The organism is Methylobacterium sp. C25, from assembly GCF_021352225.1.
Lineage (GTDB): Bacteria > Pseudomonadota > Alphaproteobacteria > Rhizobiales > Beijerinckiaceae > Methylobacterium.
Genome location: NZ_JAAUVI010000001.1, coordinates 676,169 through 693,032, shown reverse-complemented (window position 1 = coordinate 693,032; position 16,864 = coordinate 676,169). Strand labels below are relative to the sequence as shown.

The following is a 16,864-nucleotide window of genomic DNA, read 5'->3' as shown; positions in this document are numbered from 1 at the left end:
CGGATCAGGCCGCTCCGCGGGTGCTCGCCTCTCCGCCGGAATCCACGAAGGCCTTCAGCTCGTCGAGCGACTGGAACGTGAAATGCCCGCGCGGCGTGTCCGCCTGGATCGTCCCATTGGCAAACATGACGTAAGTGTTGGCGCCGGACGAGTAGGTCCCGACAACCTGTAGCTCCTCGGGTTTCTGCGCCTCTGCCTCTTTAATCGAGACCTCTTCGGGGAGCGTGGTCGCAACCACGGCGGTGGCCTCAGCTTCAGCGGCCGGCGCGTCGAGGGCCGGCCGCAACGCGAGTTCTTCTTGAGCCGGATCGGGCTCTGCGGCAGGTTCGGGGGCCTTCTCGTCGATCGGCAGATCGGCAGCGGCGCGCGCGCCTTGCCCGAGGCGGTCGTCGGGCGAAGCGAACAAGTCCTCGTCCGGTGATACCGGCTCGCCCGGAGCGGGTGGTGGCACTGGCCCGGGCACGGCAGGAGGGATCAGATCCGGCAGCGGTGGCTCGGCGTCGAAGGATTGGGCGGGAGGCGTATCGAGGGATGGTCGACGGTCGCGGCTGAACATGTCGCGCGCCGCTCCGAGCGCAACGCCGGCGAGGCCGGCCGCGCCGGCCGTGGCCGCGGCCGGTCCGATCGAGACGTGCGGGGTATCCTCGATGGCGGGCGCACGCAGCGGGGCAGCCGTCGCATCGAGAGCCGGTTCGGACGCGGCGTCGCCGCCGTGGCGCTGGCCGAGCCGCGAGATGAGCCGCCTCACCTCGATGAGCGCCATGGCGATGCCGAGCAGCACTGCGCCTGCGGACGCTGCCGTGGCACCGCCCATCACCAGGACTTGCCCACTCTCGAGGCGGACGTAGGGGAAGCCCTGCGTCACCGCGGCGATGCCGCCGAGGATCATGACGAGGCTGAGCGCAAACAGCGCGACGATCATGGGATACTCATGTACGGCCGCAGCGAGGGCTGCGGGTGATGCGGCGAGGATAAAGCTTTGAGGTGCTTTTTCAAAATTGCGTGACCGGATGCGGCGGGCTTGCGCACAGCCGCACGATCGACGCAGGACGATCATGCGACATTGCGGCGTTGCCGAGGCGGCGGCGTGACTTACCTACAAGCCGGTCGTCCCGAGAGGCCACACGCACCCACCGTGCGCGAAGACCGATCCAGGCCCCGGGGCTCAACCGACACGGAGTGACCAGATGACCCTGACCCTGCCAGAGCTTCCCTACGCCTACGACGCGCTCGGCCCCTACATGTCGAAGGAAACCCTCGAGTTTCACCACGACAAGCACCACAAGGCCTATGTCGATACCGCCAACAAGCTGCTCGAAGGCAGCGAGCTTGAAGGCAAGAGCCTCGAGGAGATCGTCAAGGCCTCGCACGGCTCGAACCAGCCGCTCTTCAACAACGCCGCGCAGCACTTCAACCACCTCCATTTCTGGAACTGGCTGAAGCCCAATGGCGGCGGTCAGCCCCCGGCGGCGCTCGCCAAGAAGATCGACGAGGATCTCGGCGGCTACGAGAAGTTCAAGGCCGACTTCGTCCAGGCCGGCATCGGCCAGTTCGGCTCCGGCTGGGCCTGGGTCGCGGTGAAGGACGGCAAGCTCGCCATCATGAAGACCCCGAACGGCGAGAACCCGCTGGTGCATGGCGCCAAGCCGATCCTCGGTGTCGATGTCTGGGAGCACTCCTACTACATCGACTATCGCAACCGTCGGCCCGACTACCTCAAGGCCTTCGTCGAGAACATGATCAACTGGGAATACGTCGAGAAGCTTTACGGCGAGGCGAAATAAGCCGGCTCAGCACTGCCGTTTCGGCGAAGTGAGATCGAAGCCGTCCCTGCTCGGGGGCGGCTTCTTTCGTTTCGATCCATTGCAGCGGCGGATCGGCCGCTTGCGCGCGGCGCCGCGCGACGCTTAGACCTGCCACGCGCCAGGAGGCGTCGTTTGCGCCACCTCGTCCCGAGGCGGTTGAGGGCGTCCGGGAGGCGAGGCTGCGCGTGCGAATCCATCATTTCTCGCCGACATCAATCCAGCGACACGCATGATCCGCTCGATCCTCTCCGTCGGTGGCTGGACGCTGGTCTCGCGGGTGACGGGCTTTGCCCGCGACGTGGTGATGGCGGCGATCATGGGCGCTGGACCGATCGCCGACGCCTTCGTCGTCGCATTCCGCCTGCCGAACCATTTCCGTGCGATCTTCGGCGAGGGTGCCTTCAACACTGCCTTTGTGCCGGCCTATGCGCGGCTGGAGGAGGCGGGAGAAGCCGGGGCCGCCACACGCTTCGCCGATCGCGTCTTCACGCTGATGCTGATCGTTCAGGTGGCCCTGCTGGCCCTCGCGTGGCCGGCTATGCCGTGGGTGGTGCAGGCGCTCGCGCCGGGCTTTTCGCAGGATGCCCAGCGCTTCGATCTCGCGGTGTCGCTGACGCGGATCACCTTCCCCTACCTGCTTTTCATGACGCTGGTGACGCTGTTTTCCGGTGTGCTGAACGCCCATCGCAAGTTCGCGGTGGCGGCGGGGGCGCCGGTGCTCCTGAACCTGGCGATGCTGGCGGCTTTGGCGCTGGTCGGCCTGTTTCCGAATGCGGGCTACGCTGCGGCCTGGGGCGTCACGGTCTCCGGCGTGCTTCAATTCGCCCTGGTCTGGTGGGCCTGCCGCCGCGGCGGCTTCGCCCCGAACGCGACGCGCCCGACGCTGCGTGACCCCGACATGCGCCGCTTCTTCAAGGTGCTCGGACCCGCGGTGGTCGGCTCGGCGGGGTTCCAGATCGCCTCCTTCGCCGACACGATCATCGCAAGCTTCCTGCCGGTGGGCGCGGTCTCGGCGCTCTACTATGCCGACCGGCTCTACCAGCTCCCCTTCGGCGTCATCGCCATCGCGGCCGGCACCGTGCTGCTCCCCGAGATGAGCCGGCGGCTGGCGGCGGGGGACGCGGCCGGAGCCCATGCGGCGCAGAACCGGGCCGCCGGGTTCTCGCTGGCGCTGTCGGCCCCGTTCACGGTGGCCTTCCTGACCCTACCGGGCCTGATCATGGCCGCTTTGTTCCAGCGAGGCGCCTTCTCCGCGGAGGACGCCGCCCGCTCGGCCTCGGTGCTGGCGGCCTACGGGGTCTCGCTGCCGGCCGTCGTGCTGGTGCGAAGCGCCGTGGCGAGCTTCTACGCGCGCCAGGACACGGTGACGCCTCTCGTCGCCTCGCTCACCGGCATCGCGGTCAACGTGCTGCTCAAGATCGTCCTCACCGGCCCCTACGGCGTCACGGGCCTCGCCCTGGCCACCGCCGTCGGCCAGTGGATCAACCTGATTCTGCTCTACGGAATGGCCCTGCGCCGCGGCTGGACGGCGCCGGGCCGGACGCTCGGGGTGACGGTGCTCGGCGTGACGATCGCCTGCGGGGTGCTGGCCGCGCTCGCGGTCTACGGGCTGCCCTTCGCCGAGCAGATCGTGCCGCCGCTACCGCATCTGCGCGAGATCGCGGTGCTCTCGGTGCTCGGCGTTGCAGGGGCGGTCGCCTATGCAGGGGCCCTTGTCGCCGTTCTCGCCGCGTTCGGGCTGCGGCTCAGGCGGGCCTGATTACTCCTCGCCGGCCAGCGACCATTCCAGCACGCGGGCGAGGTGGTCGTACTCGTTGTAGGCGCGGGCATATTGCGGGTAGGGCCGCGAGACATAGGCGGCCTCGCCGGTCATGAACCGCGCGATCAGGCCGCGCAGCCGCGCGACATGCTCGTCGACGATAGCGTCCACGGTGCGCGCTTCTCCCTGCGGCGGCTTCACCGGCACGGGGCGGAACGGGTCGCGCCCGCCCGAAGCATGGACGTAGAGCAGGTCCGGCGTCGTCGTGGCCTTCATCCCATCGAAGGCGCCGTGCATCAGCATGGCAGCCTCCAGCGTGAGCTGTGGCGAGAAGCCGGCAAAGACCGTCTTGTTGCTCGGCGGCGCGCCCGTCTTGAAGTCGACGATGCAGTAAGTGCCGTCCTGACGCGCTTCGATGCGGTCGGCGCGCCCGGTCAGGGCGAAGCTTTCCTGGCCCAGCGGGATGGTCCACTTGCCCCCGATCTCAGGACGGATCTGCGCTAGCTCGGGCCGGCGGGCGCGTTCCCAGTTCAGGAAGGTCGCGGCCATGCGCTGGAAGCGCGGAAACCACTCGGCGTATAGTTCGGGATAGTCGCGTTTGATCCAGGCGAACTCGTCCTCGGCCAGCCGGTCGAGATCCGCCTTGGCCCGGTCCGGATCGTCGATGGCATCGGGATAGAGCCCGACGAACTTCGCCATGACGTCGTGAACCAGGGTGCCGCGTTCGCTGGCACCGGGCGGCACGGCGAGATCGTCGAGGGCTTCGAGGCCGAGCACGTATTCCGCGAAGATCGAATAGGGGTCGCGGACCAGCCGCTCGATGCGGGTGACACTGAGGCTGCGCGGAAACAGTGACGGGTCCGGCTTCGGCGCCGGCCGGGTCAGGCGCGGTGCGCGGCCATCGCCGCTGCTGTCGATGGCGACGGCGTAATCGCGCAGGCGCTGGCCCGCTTTGACCGAGACCTGCCAGGCCTCCTCGCCCGAAAAGGCCCGCAATCGCTGCAGGAAGCGCGAGGGCACCGTCGGCGTGCCCTCGCGTTTGGCGGCTCGGGTGATCACGGCGTCGTGGCAGCCGAGCGCCTGCACGAAATCGTGCGCGCTTTGGCCGATACGCCGCTCCGGCGGGTTCAGTCCGACGCGGATACGCATCGGCCGGTTGAGAAAGGCGTCGGTCTTGGTCCGCATCGGCCAGACACCTTCGTCGAGCCCGCCGAGGATGATGCGGTCGACGCTCAGGAGGCGCGCCTCGAGCAATCCGAGGATGCGCAGCCGTGGATGCACGGCCGCCGGCATCGCGACGATGGTGCGATCCTGGGCGAGGGCGGCGAAGAAAGCCGGATAGTCGCGCAGCTTTCCGGCCAATTCCTCGGTGGTGGCGAAACCGAGATCGTCGAACAGGCTGTCGAGCGCATCGAGAGAGGGATCGTCGGGCGCCCCGGAGGCGTCGCCGGCCGCAACGTCCATCAAGCGCTCGCAGGTCGCGCGGTGATGCTCTGCGATGCCGACGAGATTGCAGGCGTCATCGCTGGCACCGGCAAAGCCTGCGAAAGCTGCGTCGAGACGCTCGATGAGCGTCTCGGCCAGATCCCAGTCGATGGCTTTCAGCCGCCGACGCGCGCGCGGCACGCGGCCGATTCCCGATCTTGCCGCGCCGATCGCTTCGCGAAGGCCTACGAAACCCGGACGTGGGGCCGGCCCGCGCAATGTCCCGATCTCCAAGGCGGCCGCCCCGCGCACCACGTCCCCGCGCGTCAGCCCAAGGCGGGTGAAGGGATGCGACAGCAATGCGATGACCCGTGCCGGCTCGACGGCCACGGCGAGTTCGGCGACGAGTCGGGCGAAACGTCCGGCCGGTGCGCGGGCGAGGCTCGCGCCGGCTGAATCCTCCGCTGTGATGCGCCAGCGGGCCAGCTCTGCCGAAACGCGCATCGCCAGCATACGGTCCGGCGTGACGAGGGCTGCCGTGGCACCGGGCGTTTCCAGCGTCTCGCGCATCGCCAGCGCGATCACCAGGGCTTCCTCACGCTCGTCCAAGGTCTCGACCACGGCGATGCCGTCGAGGCCTCGGCCCGCGGTGGCGATGCGCACGTCGGTGTCGATCTCCGCCCAGGCGTCGGTGGTCTCTGCCGGACGCAGCGCCTGGGACAGCGCCATCTGCCGAGCCTCCGCGGCGGGCGATGGCGCGCCGAGGGAGACGACGTCCGCGCGGTCGACATCGAGACAGCCCGGCCCGAGCAGCCGATGAAGGATGGCTTGCGGATGGCTGTGTGCGATGTCCTCGTCCGTCTCAATCGCGTCCCAGCCCTCTGCGTCGAGGCTCTGGTCGAGGCCAGGCAGCACCACGGCGCCGCGGGGGAGCGAGGCGATCGCCGCGATGAGCTTGGCGGTGGCTGGGACCGAGCCCGTCGAGCCGGCGACGATGACCGGATCGGACGGTCTCTCGCGGCGCAGCCGCTCGGCTTCGGCCAGTACCATCAGACGCGAGCGGGCAACGGGGTCGCTCAATCCGCGCTCTGCGAGGATTTGCGGCCAATGCTCGGCTGCGATCCGCAGGAAGTCGAGGGTCAGGCCGAAATAGCGCGAATGCTCTTCCTCGACCGCAGCGCCGATCTCCTTCCACGGCAGGCCCTCGACGGTGATCGCATCCATCAGCCGTTCCAGATCCGCGGCGAGGCAGAGGGAGTCGGCCGGAGACGAGGGCACTAGGAAGGGGACGTCGTCGCTGATCGGCAGCAGGTTGCGGTCGATCGAACTCGACCAGCTCTGCACTAGCCGTGACAGGATCAGCCGGCGCTCCAGCGGCGGCATCGCTGGGTTCAGCGCCTGAGCGGCAGTCTCGAGCTGCGGGCTCGCCGCGAGATCGAGCTCCGCTTCGTCGGCCTCGCCGAGCGGGATCATCCGCGGCAGCAGGGCCGCCTGCCCGAGCTTCTCCGACAGGATCGCCGACAAGGCCGGCACGGCGCGCCGCGTCGGCAGATAGAGGGTGACCGTACCGAGCGCGAAGGGATCGGCCCCGACATCGCCCACGAGCTGCCCGGAGACCAACGCCTCCGCCAGTGTCGGCAGGAACGGGACGCCGGGCGGGATCGTGAAGATGTGAGACGCGGGCATGCGCGCGTCTTCTAGCACCGACCGCCGTTCGATGCCCTACGGCGCCGTCGCGCTCTCTTTCACCCGTGCCTCGGCGGCGGCAATGGCTTCCGGCGTGCCGACATGGAGCCATTGGCCGTCAAGGCGAAGGCCGTAGAGGCGCTGGCGCTCGATGGCGCGGCCGAACAGCAGAGTGAGGGAGAACGAGCCGTCCGGCGTATCCGCGAAGAGTTCGGGCTTCACGATCGCGACGCCCGCATAGATGAAAGGCGCCACCTCGCGCTCACCGCGCCAGGACAAGCGACTGTCGGGGTCCATGAAAAAGTCGCCGGCGCCCTCATAGCCGAGGCTCGTCGCGGTGGGGGCGACGAGGAGCAGGATGTCCATCGCGTCCGGGTCCCAGGTCTCGATGAGACGGGACAGGTTGGGCCGAGGGCCTTCCAGCCAGAACGAGTCGGAGTTGAAGATCACGAAGGGCTCCTCGCCGAAATGGGCGAGCGCCTTCTTCACGCCGCCGCCCGTCTCGAGCAGCGCGTCGCGCTCGTCGGATATGGTGATGGACGGAGCCTCGGTGCGGCGGCCGAGATGGCCCTCCATCTGGTCGGCGAGCCAGTGGATGTTGACGACGGCCTCGCGGATGCCGCCTTCCGCAGCCCGGTCGAGCGCATGGTCGATCAACGCCTTGCCGGCGACCTCGACGAGGGGCTTGGGCACCGTCGCGGTAATCGGGCGCATCCGCTTGCCGAGACCGGCCGCGAGGACGAAGGCGCGCGAGATCGCGGGCTGTTGGGGGGCGTCGCTCATACCGGCCGGCTCTCTCGAAGGCACAGGCACAGGCCGTGCCGCGGCATCCTGTTCACGGCGCTTCCCGCGTCAAGCGAAGATGGCGGCGATCGTTTAGTCCGGGAGCCGCATGCTGCCGTCGGGCAACAGGGTGAAGTCCGGATTCCAGGCAACCTCCCAGAGGAAGCCGTCGGGATCGGCGAAGTAGCCGATATAGCCGCCCCAGAATACGTCGTGCCCGGCCTTCACCAGCGTCGCTCCCGCTTCGACGGACTTGGCGAGGACCGCATCGGTCTCCTCTCGACTCGCCGTGTTGTAGGCGAGCGAGAAGCCGCGAAAGCCGCTGCCCTCCACGGGCAGGCCGGCATCCCGCGCGAGGTGTTCGCGGGGGTAGAGCGAGAGCGCGAGGCCGCCGAGCTGGAAGAAGGCGACGCCTTCGGCCTCCTTCACCGAGCGCGACCAGCCGAGTGCCTCGTAGAACCGGATCGCGCGGGGCAGATCGTCCGTGCCGAGGGTGATCAGGGTCAGGCGCGGCTGCATGACGGCTCTGATGGGCTCAGTCGCCGGCCGGCATCGCGACGAGGTCCGGCAGGTGCCTCGCGTGCCAGGTGCGCAGGCTTTCGAGCGCCGGATGGGCGAGGTTGCGGGCGAGGTAGCCCTCGATCCGCGGCAGGTGGGCGAGGTAGCCCGGCTTTCCGTCGCGCTTGTTCAGCCGGGCGAAGATGCCGAGGATCTTCGTGGCGCGCTGCGCAGCCAGCACCGCGTAGGCGCGGGCGAAGGCCTGCATGTCGAAGTTCTGGTCGCGGGCACGGCGCTCGCGGATGTAGAGGCCGAGCAGGCGCAGTTCGAAATCGGCACTGGCGTCGACGCGGGCATCCTGTAGCAGCGAGGCGAGATCGTAGGCCGGATGACCGAGCACGGCGTCCTGGAAGTCGATCACGCCGACCCGCTCCAGCCCGTCGCGTTCCGCGAGCCAGATCAAGTTCGGTGAGTGGTAATCGCGAAGCGTCCAGGTGGGCGGCTCGGCCAGAAGATCCTTCAGCGCGTCCGTCCAGAGGGCGAGGAACTCGCTCCGGGCAGCGTCGTCGAGGGAGCTGCCCTTATGGGCCGTGTACCATTCGGGCATCAGCTCGGCTTCGAACAGCATCGCCTGGAGATCGTAGGGCGGCAGATGGTGCTCGATGCCGTCCGCCACGGGCAGCACGGGCGGCAGGTCCGTGGCGTGGAGCCGGGCGAGCAGCCGCACGGCCTCCGAGTAGCGCTCGGGCCGCGGCGCGCCGTTTTCGACGACCGGCTCGCGGCCGAGGTCTTCTATGATCAGCAGGCCCTGTTCGCGATCCTCCGCGTAGATCTTCGGGGCCGAGAAGCCGAGCGCGCGCAGTCCGCGATCCATGGCGACGAAGGCGTCGACGTTCTCGGCGAGCTTCACGATGGCGCTGTAGGGCTTGCCGTCGCGCACCGGAGGCCCGTCTGGACGGGCGGGGGCGATCATCAGCACGGCGGTCGTGCCGTCCGGCTTCACCAGCCGCTCGTAGGCGCGGGCCGAGGCGTCACCCTGCATGAACTGGCGTCCGGCTTCGTCCCACCCACTGCGGCCGAGCAACGCGCGGATCGCGCGGGCACGGTCGAGCCGGGCGCGCATGCCGTTGAGCCCGTCGATTCGCACGAAACGCGCGCCCTCGCCGAATTCCGGCCTGAGCGACAGTTCCACCGTGAGAATCGGCGTGGCGCGCGGCTCCATCCGCTCTGGCCACTCGACCAGGGTGATCGCCCCGTCGGTGATCTCGTCGAACCCGAGCTCGATCAACTCGTCCGGCCCGCGCAGCCGGTACAGGTCGGCATGGACGATCGGCGCGCCCGGCTGGTCCCCGCGGGGTTTGGCCTCGTAAGGCTGGATCAGCGTGAAGGTCGGGCTCGGCACCTCGAGGTCGTAGTCGCGCGTCAGCTCGCGGATCATGGCGCGTGCGAGCACGGTCTTGCCGCCGCCGAGGCCGCCGGACAGCGCCACGAGGTCGCCCGGCACGAGCATGCCGGCGAGGAAGGCCCCGAGATCCTCGGTGGCGCCCTCTTCGGGCAGCACGATCTCCCAGGGCTTCAGCGCCTCCGTCGTGGTCTCCGCCGCGTGCCGGCTGTCCCGATCCTCGTTCACCGCATTCTCCTCCGCCCGGTCCCCCGCGTGGATCGGCCATGCGCGAAGGTCAACGTGTCCGGGTGCAACCTTAGACCAAAACAGCTTTGTTCCGGGAGCCTTCGGCCCTATTCCGCAGCGTTGCGGTTGCCCTCCGGTGTCTCCAAGGGGAAGACGCAGGTGACGCAAGTGCCGGCCCCCAGCGTCGACTCGATGGCGACACGGCCGCCATGCAGCTCGACGAAGGAGCGCACGATCGAGAGTCCAAGGCCGACGCCGCGGTGCTTGGTGCCCAGCGTGTGGCTCTCGAACCGGTCGAACACCCGAGCGATCACGTCGGCCGGGATGCCGCGGCCCTGGTCGATCACCTTGAGCACCAGCTCGTCGGAGGTGCGTCGCGCCTCGACCTGTACCCGCTGGCCGGCGCGCGAGAAGCCCACCGCGTTGGAGAGCAGGTTGAACAGGATCTGGCGCACCCGCTTGGCATCTGCCGGGAAGCTGCCGACATTGCCCGGCACGTCGAGATCGAGGGCGACGTTCGATTCCTTGAGCCGGTCCTCGACACCCCGCGCCGCCGCCTCGATCGTCGAGCGCACGTCCACCGTTTCGCGCTGGAGTGCCAGCGAGTGCGCGTCGATCGATGCGAGGTCGAGGATGTCGTTGATGATGGCGAGCAGCGCCGAGGACGAGCCCCGGATATGATCGGCATATTCGCGCTGGCGGCCGTTCAGCGGCCCGACGGTCTCGTCGCCCAGGAGTTCGGTGAAGCCGATGATGTTGGTCAGCGGAGACCGCAGCTCGTAGGAGACGTGGTGGACGAAGGTGTCGCGCAGCTGCGCTGCCCGCTCCAGCGCATCGTTCTTCTCGGTCAGCGCGCGTTCCACGTTCACGCTGGCGGTGACGTCGATGAAGGTCAGCAGCGTCGCTCCGGCCGGCAGAGGCTGGGCGGTACAGTCGAGCACCGAGCCGTCCAGCACCTCCAGACGGCACGACAGGCCCGAGCGGGTCTCGCTCAGGCCCGTGACGATGCCGCGGATCGCCATCCATGGTTCGGGGTCGGGCGAGAGCGTGCGGCAAGCTGCGATCACCGCATCGATTCGGGGATGTTCCTGCACGGAGGCTTCGTTGACACGCCAGACCGCCCGGAAGGCTTGGTTCGCGATCCTGAGGCGACCATCGGCACCGAACAGGGCCACCGGCTCCTTGAGTGTGTCGAGGGTCTCGGCCTGCTCTTTCATCGCCGCCGAGTAGCGGGATTCGAGCATCAGGTTCTCGGAGACGTCCTGGAACAGGTAGGTCAGGCCGCCCTGCGGGTTCGGATCGGCGATGACGTTCAGCGTGCGGCCGTCGGGCAGATACCACGGGCCTTCGGTGGCCTCGACGGCGCGGTAGGCGCCGAGAACTTCGGCCTTCCAGCTCCGGAAATCGGCCTGCTCCGGCAGCTTTCGCATCACGCGAAGGCGATCGAGGATCTCGCCATCGAGCGGTCGGCCGTCGAGGAAGGCCGGATCGAGGTCCCAGAGCTTCTGGTAGGCCGCGTTGTGGAAGATCAGCCGCTGGGCCTGATCGAACATCGCCACCGCCGTCGGCAGCCGGTCCAGGGTGCGGACATGCGCCGCCATCTGGCGCTGGTGGTCGGCCTTCACACTCTCTAGGTCGGTCACGTCGACGGCGATACCAACGCGGCCATCCTCGGCAGTGCTCTCGCTGACGTCGAGGATACGACGCGCTCCCGCGACGACGGCGGATAACCGCAGGGCCTGCGAGGCGCCTTCGAGCCCAGTCTCCTCGCGCGCGACCCTCTCTCGGGCGCTGCGGTCGAGCAGTTCGGTGGCGGCCTGCAGCACCGCCTCGCGGCTGCCGCCCTCGACTGCCGAGACATAGGCGGTGTTGACGAAAGCCAGCGCGCCGGCGCGGTCGCGATGCCAGACCGGCTGTGGGATCGCGTCGAGCAGGCTGTGCAGGGCGAGGATCTCGTCCGCGGCAGCGCTGATGCTGGCACGGGCCTCGATCAGCGCCCGGTGCTCGCCGGTGGTCTCGCGCAGCCGCAGGAGCGCACGGCCACTCACCGCCTGACCATGCGCCTCGACGAAGCGACCCGATTGCGTGCGCAGGGTCCGACGAAAGCCGGTGCCGCGCCGGCACAGCGTCTCGATCTCGGCCTCCAGCGCGGCCGCGTCGGATTGCAGGAGCCACGTGTTGAAGGCGAGGATGCGCCGGCTCGCGGAATGGGCCTGCGCCACGGCACCGAGATGCGTGCCGTCCAGCGCAAAGCTCGGATCGCCTTCGATGGTTGGCTCGCTGCGACCTGCCCAGGCGATGATGACCTGGCTGTCGGCGTTGAGCAGCAACTCTGCCCGGTCGTCGGCGCCCTGCAGGGCAATGAGCGCGCTCTGGAGGGCGCGCTCGCGGCGGTTCCAGCCGGAGCGCTCGCGCAGGTAGAGCAGTGAGAGGATGGTCGCGAAGGCCGTCAGTCCGACGAGAACGGCGAGAACGGTGGCACTATGCGCCGGCATGGCGTGCATCAGCGGACCGGCCGGCGCCACGGTGTCTTGCGCGGTCGCCGTGCACGGCGCCCAGGCAAAGACCACACACAGAGCGCCGGCGCGCGTCAGGCTGCGCGCCGCCCGTTCAAGCCCCATGACCCCCACCGTCTCCAAGACCCGCCGGCGGACCGCCGACGGGGTGCAGCCGGGGCGCTCCATCGAGCATCCCGGCTGGCAATCGCTGCCGATCCGCTCCCGGCAACGGCCGAACGCGAAGCACCCTCACCTGAGAATCGGTTCACCATATCTCGGTGCCGAATCGCGCCGGAAGGGGGAATTCGGCGTGCAACTCACGCCAGCGACGTTGGGCGCAGAAAAGACACAGTCAGAAAAACCGACCTTGACTTCGGCTCACGTTGGTGAGTCGGTTTTTGACTGGGAACGAAACAGGAAAAGCCCGGCGCAAGGCCGGGCTTTCCAGTCGTCGTCAAGTCTTCGGCGGGTTCGCGCCGAAGGCGAAAGATCAGTAACGGTAGTGCTCGGGCTTAAACGGACCGCTCTCGCTGACGCCGATATAGGCCGCCTGATCAGGCCGAAGCTTCGAGAGCTTCACGCCGATCTTCTCGAGGTGAAGCTTGGCCACCTTTTCGTCGAGGCTCTTGGGCAGCGTGTAGACCTGCTTCTCGTACTTGCCCGGATTCGTCCAGAGTTCGATCTGGGCGAGGGTCTGGTTGGTGAAGGAGGCCGACATCACGAAGGACGGGTGGCCGGTGGCGTTGCCGAGGTTCACCAGGCGGCCTTCCGACAGCAGGATGATGCGGTGGCCGTCGGCGAAGGTGATCTCGTCGACCTGCGGCTTGATGTTCGACCACTTGAGGTTCTTCAGGCCGGCGACCTGAATCTCGTTGTCGAAGTGGCCGATGTTGCAGACGATCGCGCGGTCCTTCATGGCGCGCATGTGATCGATCGTGATGATGTCCTTGTTGCCGGTGGCGGTGACGAAGATGTCGGCGCGCGGAGCCGCGTCTTCCATCGTCACGACCTCGTAGCCTTCCATGGCGGCCTGGAGCGCGCAGATCGGATCGATCTCCGAGACCAGCACGCGGCAGCCGGCATTGCGCAGCGAAGCCGCCGAGCCCTTGCCCACGTCGCCAAAGCCCGCGACCATGGCGACCTTGCCGGCCATCATCACGTCGGTGCCGCGGCGGATGCCGTCGACCAGCGACTCCTTGCAGCCGTAGAGGTTGTCGAACTTCGACTTGGTGACGGAGTCGTTCACGTTGATCGCCGGGAAGAGCAGCTTGCCCTCCTTGGCGAGGTTGTAGAGGCGGTGAACGCCCGTGGTGGTCTCCTCGGAGACGCCGCGGATCGCGTCGGCGAGGCCGGCAAACCAGCCCTTCGGCTTCTCTGCGAGCTTCTTCTTGAGGAGGGCGAAGAACACCTCCTCTTCCTCGGAGCCCGGCTTGTCGAGGAAGGCGGTGTCGCCGTTCTCGGCGCGCAGGCCGAGATGCACGAACATCGTGGCGTCGCCGCCGTCGTCGAGGATCATGTTCGGCATGCCGCCGTCATGCCAGTCGAACAGCTTGGCGGTGTAGTTCCAGTAATCCTCCAGGGTCTCGCCCTTCACGGCGAAGACCGGGATGCCGGCGGCCGCGATGGCGGCGGCGGCGTGGTCCTGCGTCGAGTAGATGTTGCAGGAGACCCAGCGGATGTCGGCGCCGAGAGCCTTGAGCGTCTCGATCAGCACCGCGGTCTGGATGGTCATGTGCAGCGAGCCGGCGATCTTGGCGCCCTTGAGCGGCTGCGACGCGCCGTACTCCTCACGGGTGGCCATGAGGCCCGGCATCTCCGTCTCAGCGATGGAGATTTCCTTGCGGCCGTAATCGGCCAGAGCGATGTCCTTGACGATGTAATCGGTGGCGGCAGCCATGCGTCTCAATCCTTTTGCTGTGCCGGCGGTCTGCGCTGTCCCTAGCAGGCTGCCAACTGGGAATCAATCAAGACATAAAGATGTCTTTATATAAGTTCGAAGCTGTCTGCTGATCTGGGTACGGCGAAGGCCCCACCGGGCGATCCGGCGGCCGTCTCAGGGCGCAGCCACAGGCGATTGACGAAAAGGCCACGCACTCTTGCAGAGAGCTTGCGCCGGCCGCTATCACCGCAACGCCGAGTCTGACGAGGACTGGATGCGTATTCTTTCAATCCTTGCGGTCTCGCTGTCGTGCCTCGCGGCGCTCACCCTATTCGGTCCGCCGGCTCCCGCTCAGGCCGCCTCGGGCCGGGTCGCATTGCTGATCGCCAATGCCGATTATCCCGACAGCGACGCCGAATTGCCGACGCCGAAGAATGATGCGGCTGCCCTGTCAGACGAACTGACGCGACGCGGATTTGCGGTGGAGGTCGCGACCAACCTCACCAAAGACCGCTTCCTGAGTGCGATCGAAGGCTTCCTGCGCCGGATCGAGCCGGGTTCGACGGCGCTGATTTTCTACAGCGGTTACGCCATCCAGGTCGCTCGCAAGAACTACCTGATCCCGATCGATGCGAAGATTTGGAGCGAGCCGAACGTGCTGGAGGAGGCGATCGGCGTCGATGCCCTGATGGCTGATGCGGCCAAGCGCGGCGCGACCAGCCGGGTGCTGGTGCTCGATGCCTCGCGCCGCAACCCGTTCGAACGCCGCTATCGCAGTTTCTCGACCGGGCTGGCATCGGCCGCGGCGCAGCCGGGCTCGCTGGTGCTCTACTCGGCGGCCGCCGGAAGCGTCGTCAACGAGACGACGGCCAGCAGAGGGCTGTTCGCCACGGAGCTCGTCAAGCAGATTGCGCTGCCGGGGATCAGCGCCGAGCAGGCGTTCGGCGCCACGCGCGATGCCCTGTCCAAGGCGAGCAAGGGGCAGCAGGTGCCCGCCCTGGTCTCGGGGCTCGAAGACCCCTTCTCCTTCGATCAGAGCTGGGTGAAGCCGGCTGTGGCGAAGCCGCCGGTTATGGTCGAAAACAAGGCGCCGCAGCTGCCGACCAAGCCCGTCCCCGTCGAAACGAAGCCCGAGCCCAAGCCCAAGCCGGAAGCGCCGGTGACGAAGCTCGACTTGCCACCAGACCCGAGCGATCCTCCGCTCTCTCCGGCTGCCGCGGACTCTGCTCCTGCCGTCGAGCCGAAAGCCACGTCGTCAGACCCCAAACCCTCGCAACCAGTCCAGACGGCCGCGAAAGAGCCGGATGCGCCGGCGGCGAGCGAGGCGACGACCTTGCGCGAATTCGAAGATGCGAAGGCCATCGGCTCGCGGGAGGCATACCAGGACTTCCTCGAGCGCCACCCTGACGGATCCCTGGCTGCCCAGGCGCGCGCCGAGATCGCGAAACTCGAGGCGGCCGCTCTGCCGCAGCCCACGCAGCCGCAGACCTACACGCCCGCAGAAAGCACACGTAAGGCGGCGCTTGACGAGCGGATCAAGATCAACCCGCGGGACGAGCAGGCCTATTACGAGCGCGGCCAGTTTTATGCCCAACGTGGGGAAACGGCGCCGGCGATCGCCGATTTTGACCAGTCGATCCGGATGAATCCCAACAATCCGGATGCCTTCAACAACCGCTGCTGGATGCAAGCCGTAGCCGGCGCGCTCGACCGCGCCCGTGCCGATTGCGATCAGGCGCTGAAGCTGCGCCCGAACTACGTCGATGCCCTCGACAGCCGTGGCTTCGTGAACCTCAAGGCGAGCCGCTTTCGTGCCGCCGTCGCCGATTACGACGCCGCACTTAGGCTAGACCCGGCCCACAGCTCGTCGCTGTATGGACGGGGAATCGCCAAGCGGCGGCTCGGCCTGACTGGGCAGGCCGAGAAGGACTTTGCAGGCGCTCTGCAGCTCAATTCCGGCATCGGCGAAGAATTCGCCGGCTACGGGCTGCGCTGAACTGGGGTAGCGGACGGATCGATCGAGGAGAACAGCAGCCTTTGGCCTGCACGGCGCCCGAAGACTGGGATGTTCTATCGTTACGTGCTGCGGCGCACGGCTGATCTGTGGGTCGCCTGTCATCACATCGTTGATCGGCGCGCCGCGTCGTGTGAAGACAACCGAGGCGCAGGATGTCGCAGGTATCGACCTCTACGCCCTGTCATGGGAGGCTCTGATGGTGAGCTCTGCACGAGCGGTCCGCCGGGTGATCGGATTTGGTGCCCTGGCATTGGTCGCTTTGTCCCAATCGGCCGGCGCCCAGGAGGTGACGGAGCAGCAGATCGTGCGTGCACTGATGCCGCCGCCGAAGACGCGCGGCCTGACGCTGGGTGGTCCGACCCAGGCTGCCGCGATCAGCCCCGACAAGGCTTTCGTCGATTCCCTGCGCGGGAAGCCGACGCGCTCGCTGACCCTGGGTGATCGGGCGAAACTCGACAGTGTCGCTGCCGACAAGCCGGCGATCGACCTCGTCATGGAATTCGACTTCAACTCCGACGTGCTGCGCGGCGAAGCCCTCGCGACCGCCGATAAACTCGGCAAGGCGCTTTCCAGCCCCGAGCTTCGCGGCCAGACCTTCATGATCGGTGGCCATACCGACGCGAAGGGCGGCGAGGATCCGAACCAAAAGCTTTCCGAGCGTCGCGCCGATGCCGTGAAGCGTTACCTCGTCCAGGCCTACCGCATCCCGGCCGACACGTTGATCGGCGTCGGCTACGGCAAGTCGCACCTCAAGAACGCGGATGATCCCTTCGGGCGCGAAAACCGCCGCGTCCAGGCCGTGAACATGCTTCAGGTCAAGACCGCCGAGCGCTGATCCCATGCCTCCGGCATGCCCGGCGGCACAAACGATACCCATGGACGGC

The 16,864-nt window shown here is 67.8% G+C and carries 11 protein-coding genes; 4 read left to right on the top strand and 7 right to left on the bottom strand.

The window, feature by feature from the left end; translation table 11 throughout:
• Nucleotides 1-4: 4 nt before the first annotated feature.
• On the bottom strand, nucleotides 5-922 hold the full coding sequence (locus HCU64_RS03260) for a hypothetical protein (RefSeq protein ID WP_233382337.1): 918 nt from the start codon (nucleotides 920-922) through the stop codon (nucleotides 5-7).
• 265 nt (nucleotides 923-1,187) lie between these two features.
• Here HCU64_RS03260 and HCU64_RS03255 point away from each other — a divergent pair, with 265 nt between their 5' ends.
• The gene (locus tag HCU64_RS03255) at nucleotides 1,188-1,784 is read left to right on the top strand and encodes a superoxide dismutase (RefSeq protein ID WP_233382336.1); all 597 of its coding nucleotides are present in this window, start codon (nucleotides 1,188-1,190) and stop codon (nucleotides 1,782-1,784) included.
• A gap of 250 nt (nucleotides 1,785-2,034) precedes the next feature.
• The gene (gene murJ, locus HCU64_RS03250; RefSeq protein WP_233382335.1) at nucleotides 2,035-3,564 is read left to right on the top strand and encodes a murein biosynthesis integral membrane protein MurJ; all 1,530 of its coding nucleotides are present in this window, start codon (nucleotides 2,035-2,037) and stop codon (nucleotides 3,562-3,564) included.
• Here murJ and addB read toward each other — a convergent pair whose 3' ends face one another.
• The 6 genes from addB to ahcY form a co-directional block, all read right to left on the bottom strand.
• Complete coding sequence (gene addB / locus HCU64_RS03245) at nucleotides 3,565-6,675, bottom strand: double-strand break repair protein AddB (protein ID WP_233382334.1); 3,111 nt, start codon at nucleotides 6,673-6,675, stop codon at nucleotides 3,565-3,567.
• A 36-nt stretch (nucleotides 6,676-6,711) separates the two neighbouring features.
• Complete coding sequence (locus HCU64_RS03240; RefSeq protein ID WP_233382333.1) at nucleotides 6,712-7,458, bottom strand: nucleotidyltransferase family protein; 747 nt, start codon at nucleotides 7,456-7,458, stop codon at nucleotides 6,712-6,714.
• 93 nt (nucleotides 7,459-7,551) lie between these two features.
• On the bottom strand, nucleotides 7,552-7,977 hold the full coding sequence (locus tag HCU64_RS03235; protein ID WP_233382332.1) for a VOC family protein: 426 nt from the start codon (nucleotides 7,975-7,977) through the stop codon (nucleotides 7,552-7,554).
• 16 nt (nucleotides 7,978-7,993) lie between these two features.
• On the bottom strand, nucleotides 7,994-9,586 hold the full coding sequence (gene tsaE / locus HCU64_RS03230; RefSeq protein ID WP_233382331.1) for a tRNA (adenosine(37)-N6)-threonylcarbamoyltransferase complex ATPase subunit type 1 TsaE: 1,593 nt from the start codon (nucleotides 9,584-9,586) through the stop codon (nucleotides 7,994-7,996).
• Between the two features lie 107 nt (nucleotides 9,587-9,693).
• A complete protein-coding gene (locus tag HCU64_RS03225) occupies nucleotides 9,694-12,207 on the bottom strand; it encodes a sensor histidine kinase (RefSeq protein WP_233382898.1) in 2,514 nt (837 codons plus the stop codon).
• 367 nt (nucleotides 12,208-12,574) lie between these two features.
• Nucleotides 12,575-13,981, bottom strand: coding sequence for an adenosylhomocysteinase (ahcY, locus tag HCU64_RS03220; protein WP_233382330.1), 1,407 nt, complete (start codon nucleotides 13,979-13,981; stop codon nucleotides 12,575-12,577).
• 256 nt (nucleotides 13,982-14,237) lie between these two features.
• Here ahcY and HCU64_RS25200 point away from each other — a divergent pair, with 256 nt between their 5' ends.
• Both HCU64_RS25200 and HCU64_RS03205 read left to right on the top strand, forming a co-directional pair.
• On the top strand, nucleotides 14,238-15,959 hold the full coding sequence (locus HCU64_RS25200; RefSeq protein ID WP_267922109.1) for a caspase family protein: 1,722 nt from the start codon (nucleotides 14,238-14,240) through the stop codon (nucleotides 15,957-15,959).
• Between the two features lie 151 nt (nucleotides 15,960-16,110).
• Nucleotides 16,111-16,815: an OmpA family protein gene (locus tag HCU64_RS03205; protein WP_233382329.1), complete on the top strand. Its 705-nt coding sequence runs from the start codon at nucleotides 16,111-16,113 to the stop codon at nucleotides 16,813-16,815.
• Nucleotides 16,816-16,864 lie beyond the last annotated feature (49 nt).

What these genes read in the sequence shown, in the direction of transcription:
- murJ (WP_233382335.1), top strand. Translation starts at nt 2,035, where the DNA reads ATGATCCGCTCGATCCTCTCCGTCGGTGGCTGGACGCTGGTCTCGCGG.
- HCU64_RS03240 (WP_233382333.1), bottom strand. Translation starts at nt 7,458, where the DNA reads ATGAGCGACGCCCCCCAACAGCCCGCGATCTCGCGCGCCTTCGTCCTC.
- addB (WP_233382334.1), bottom strand. Translation starts at nt 6,675, where the DNA reads ATGCCCGCGTCTCACATCTTCACGATCCCGCCCGGCGTCCCGTTCCTG.
- HCU64_RS25200 (WP_267922109.1), top strand. Translation starts at nt 14,238, where the DNA reads ATGCGTATTCTTTCAATCCTTGCGGTCTCGCTGTCGTGCCTCGCGGCG.
- HCU64_RS03235 (WP_233382332.1), bottom strand. Translation starts at nt 7,977, where the DNA reads ATGCAGCCGCGCCTGACCCTGATCACCCTCGGCACGGACGATCTGCCC.
- HCU64_RS03260 (WP_233382337.1), bottom strand. Translation starts at nt 922, where the DNA reads ATGATCGTCGCGCTGTTTGCGCTCAGCCTCGTCATGATCCTCGGCGGC.
- HCU64_RS03225 (WP_233382898.1), bottom strand. Translation starts at nt 12,207, where the DNA reads ATGGGGCTTGAACGGGCGGCGCGCAGCCTGACGCGCGCCGGCGCTCTG.
- HCU64_RS03255 (WP_233382336.1), top strand. Translation starts at nt 1,188, where the DNA reads ATGACCCTGACCCTGCCAGAGCTTCCCTACGCCTACGACGCGCTCGGC.
- ahcY (WP_233382330.1), bottom strand. Translation starts at nt 13,981, where the DNA reads ATGGCTGCCGCCACCGATTACATCGTCAAGGACATCGCTCTGGCCGAT.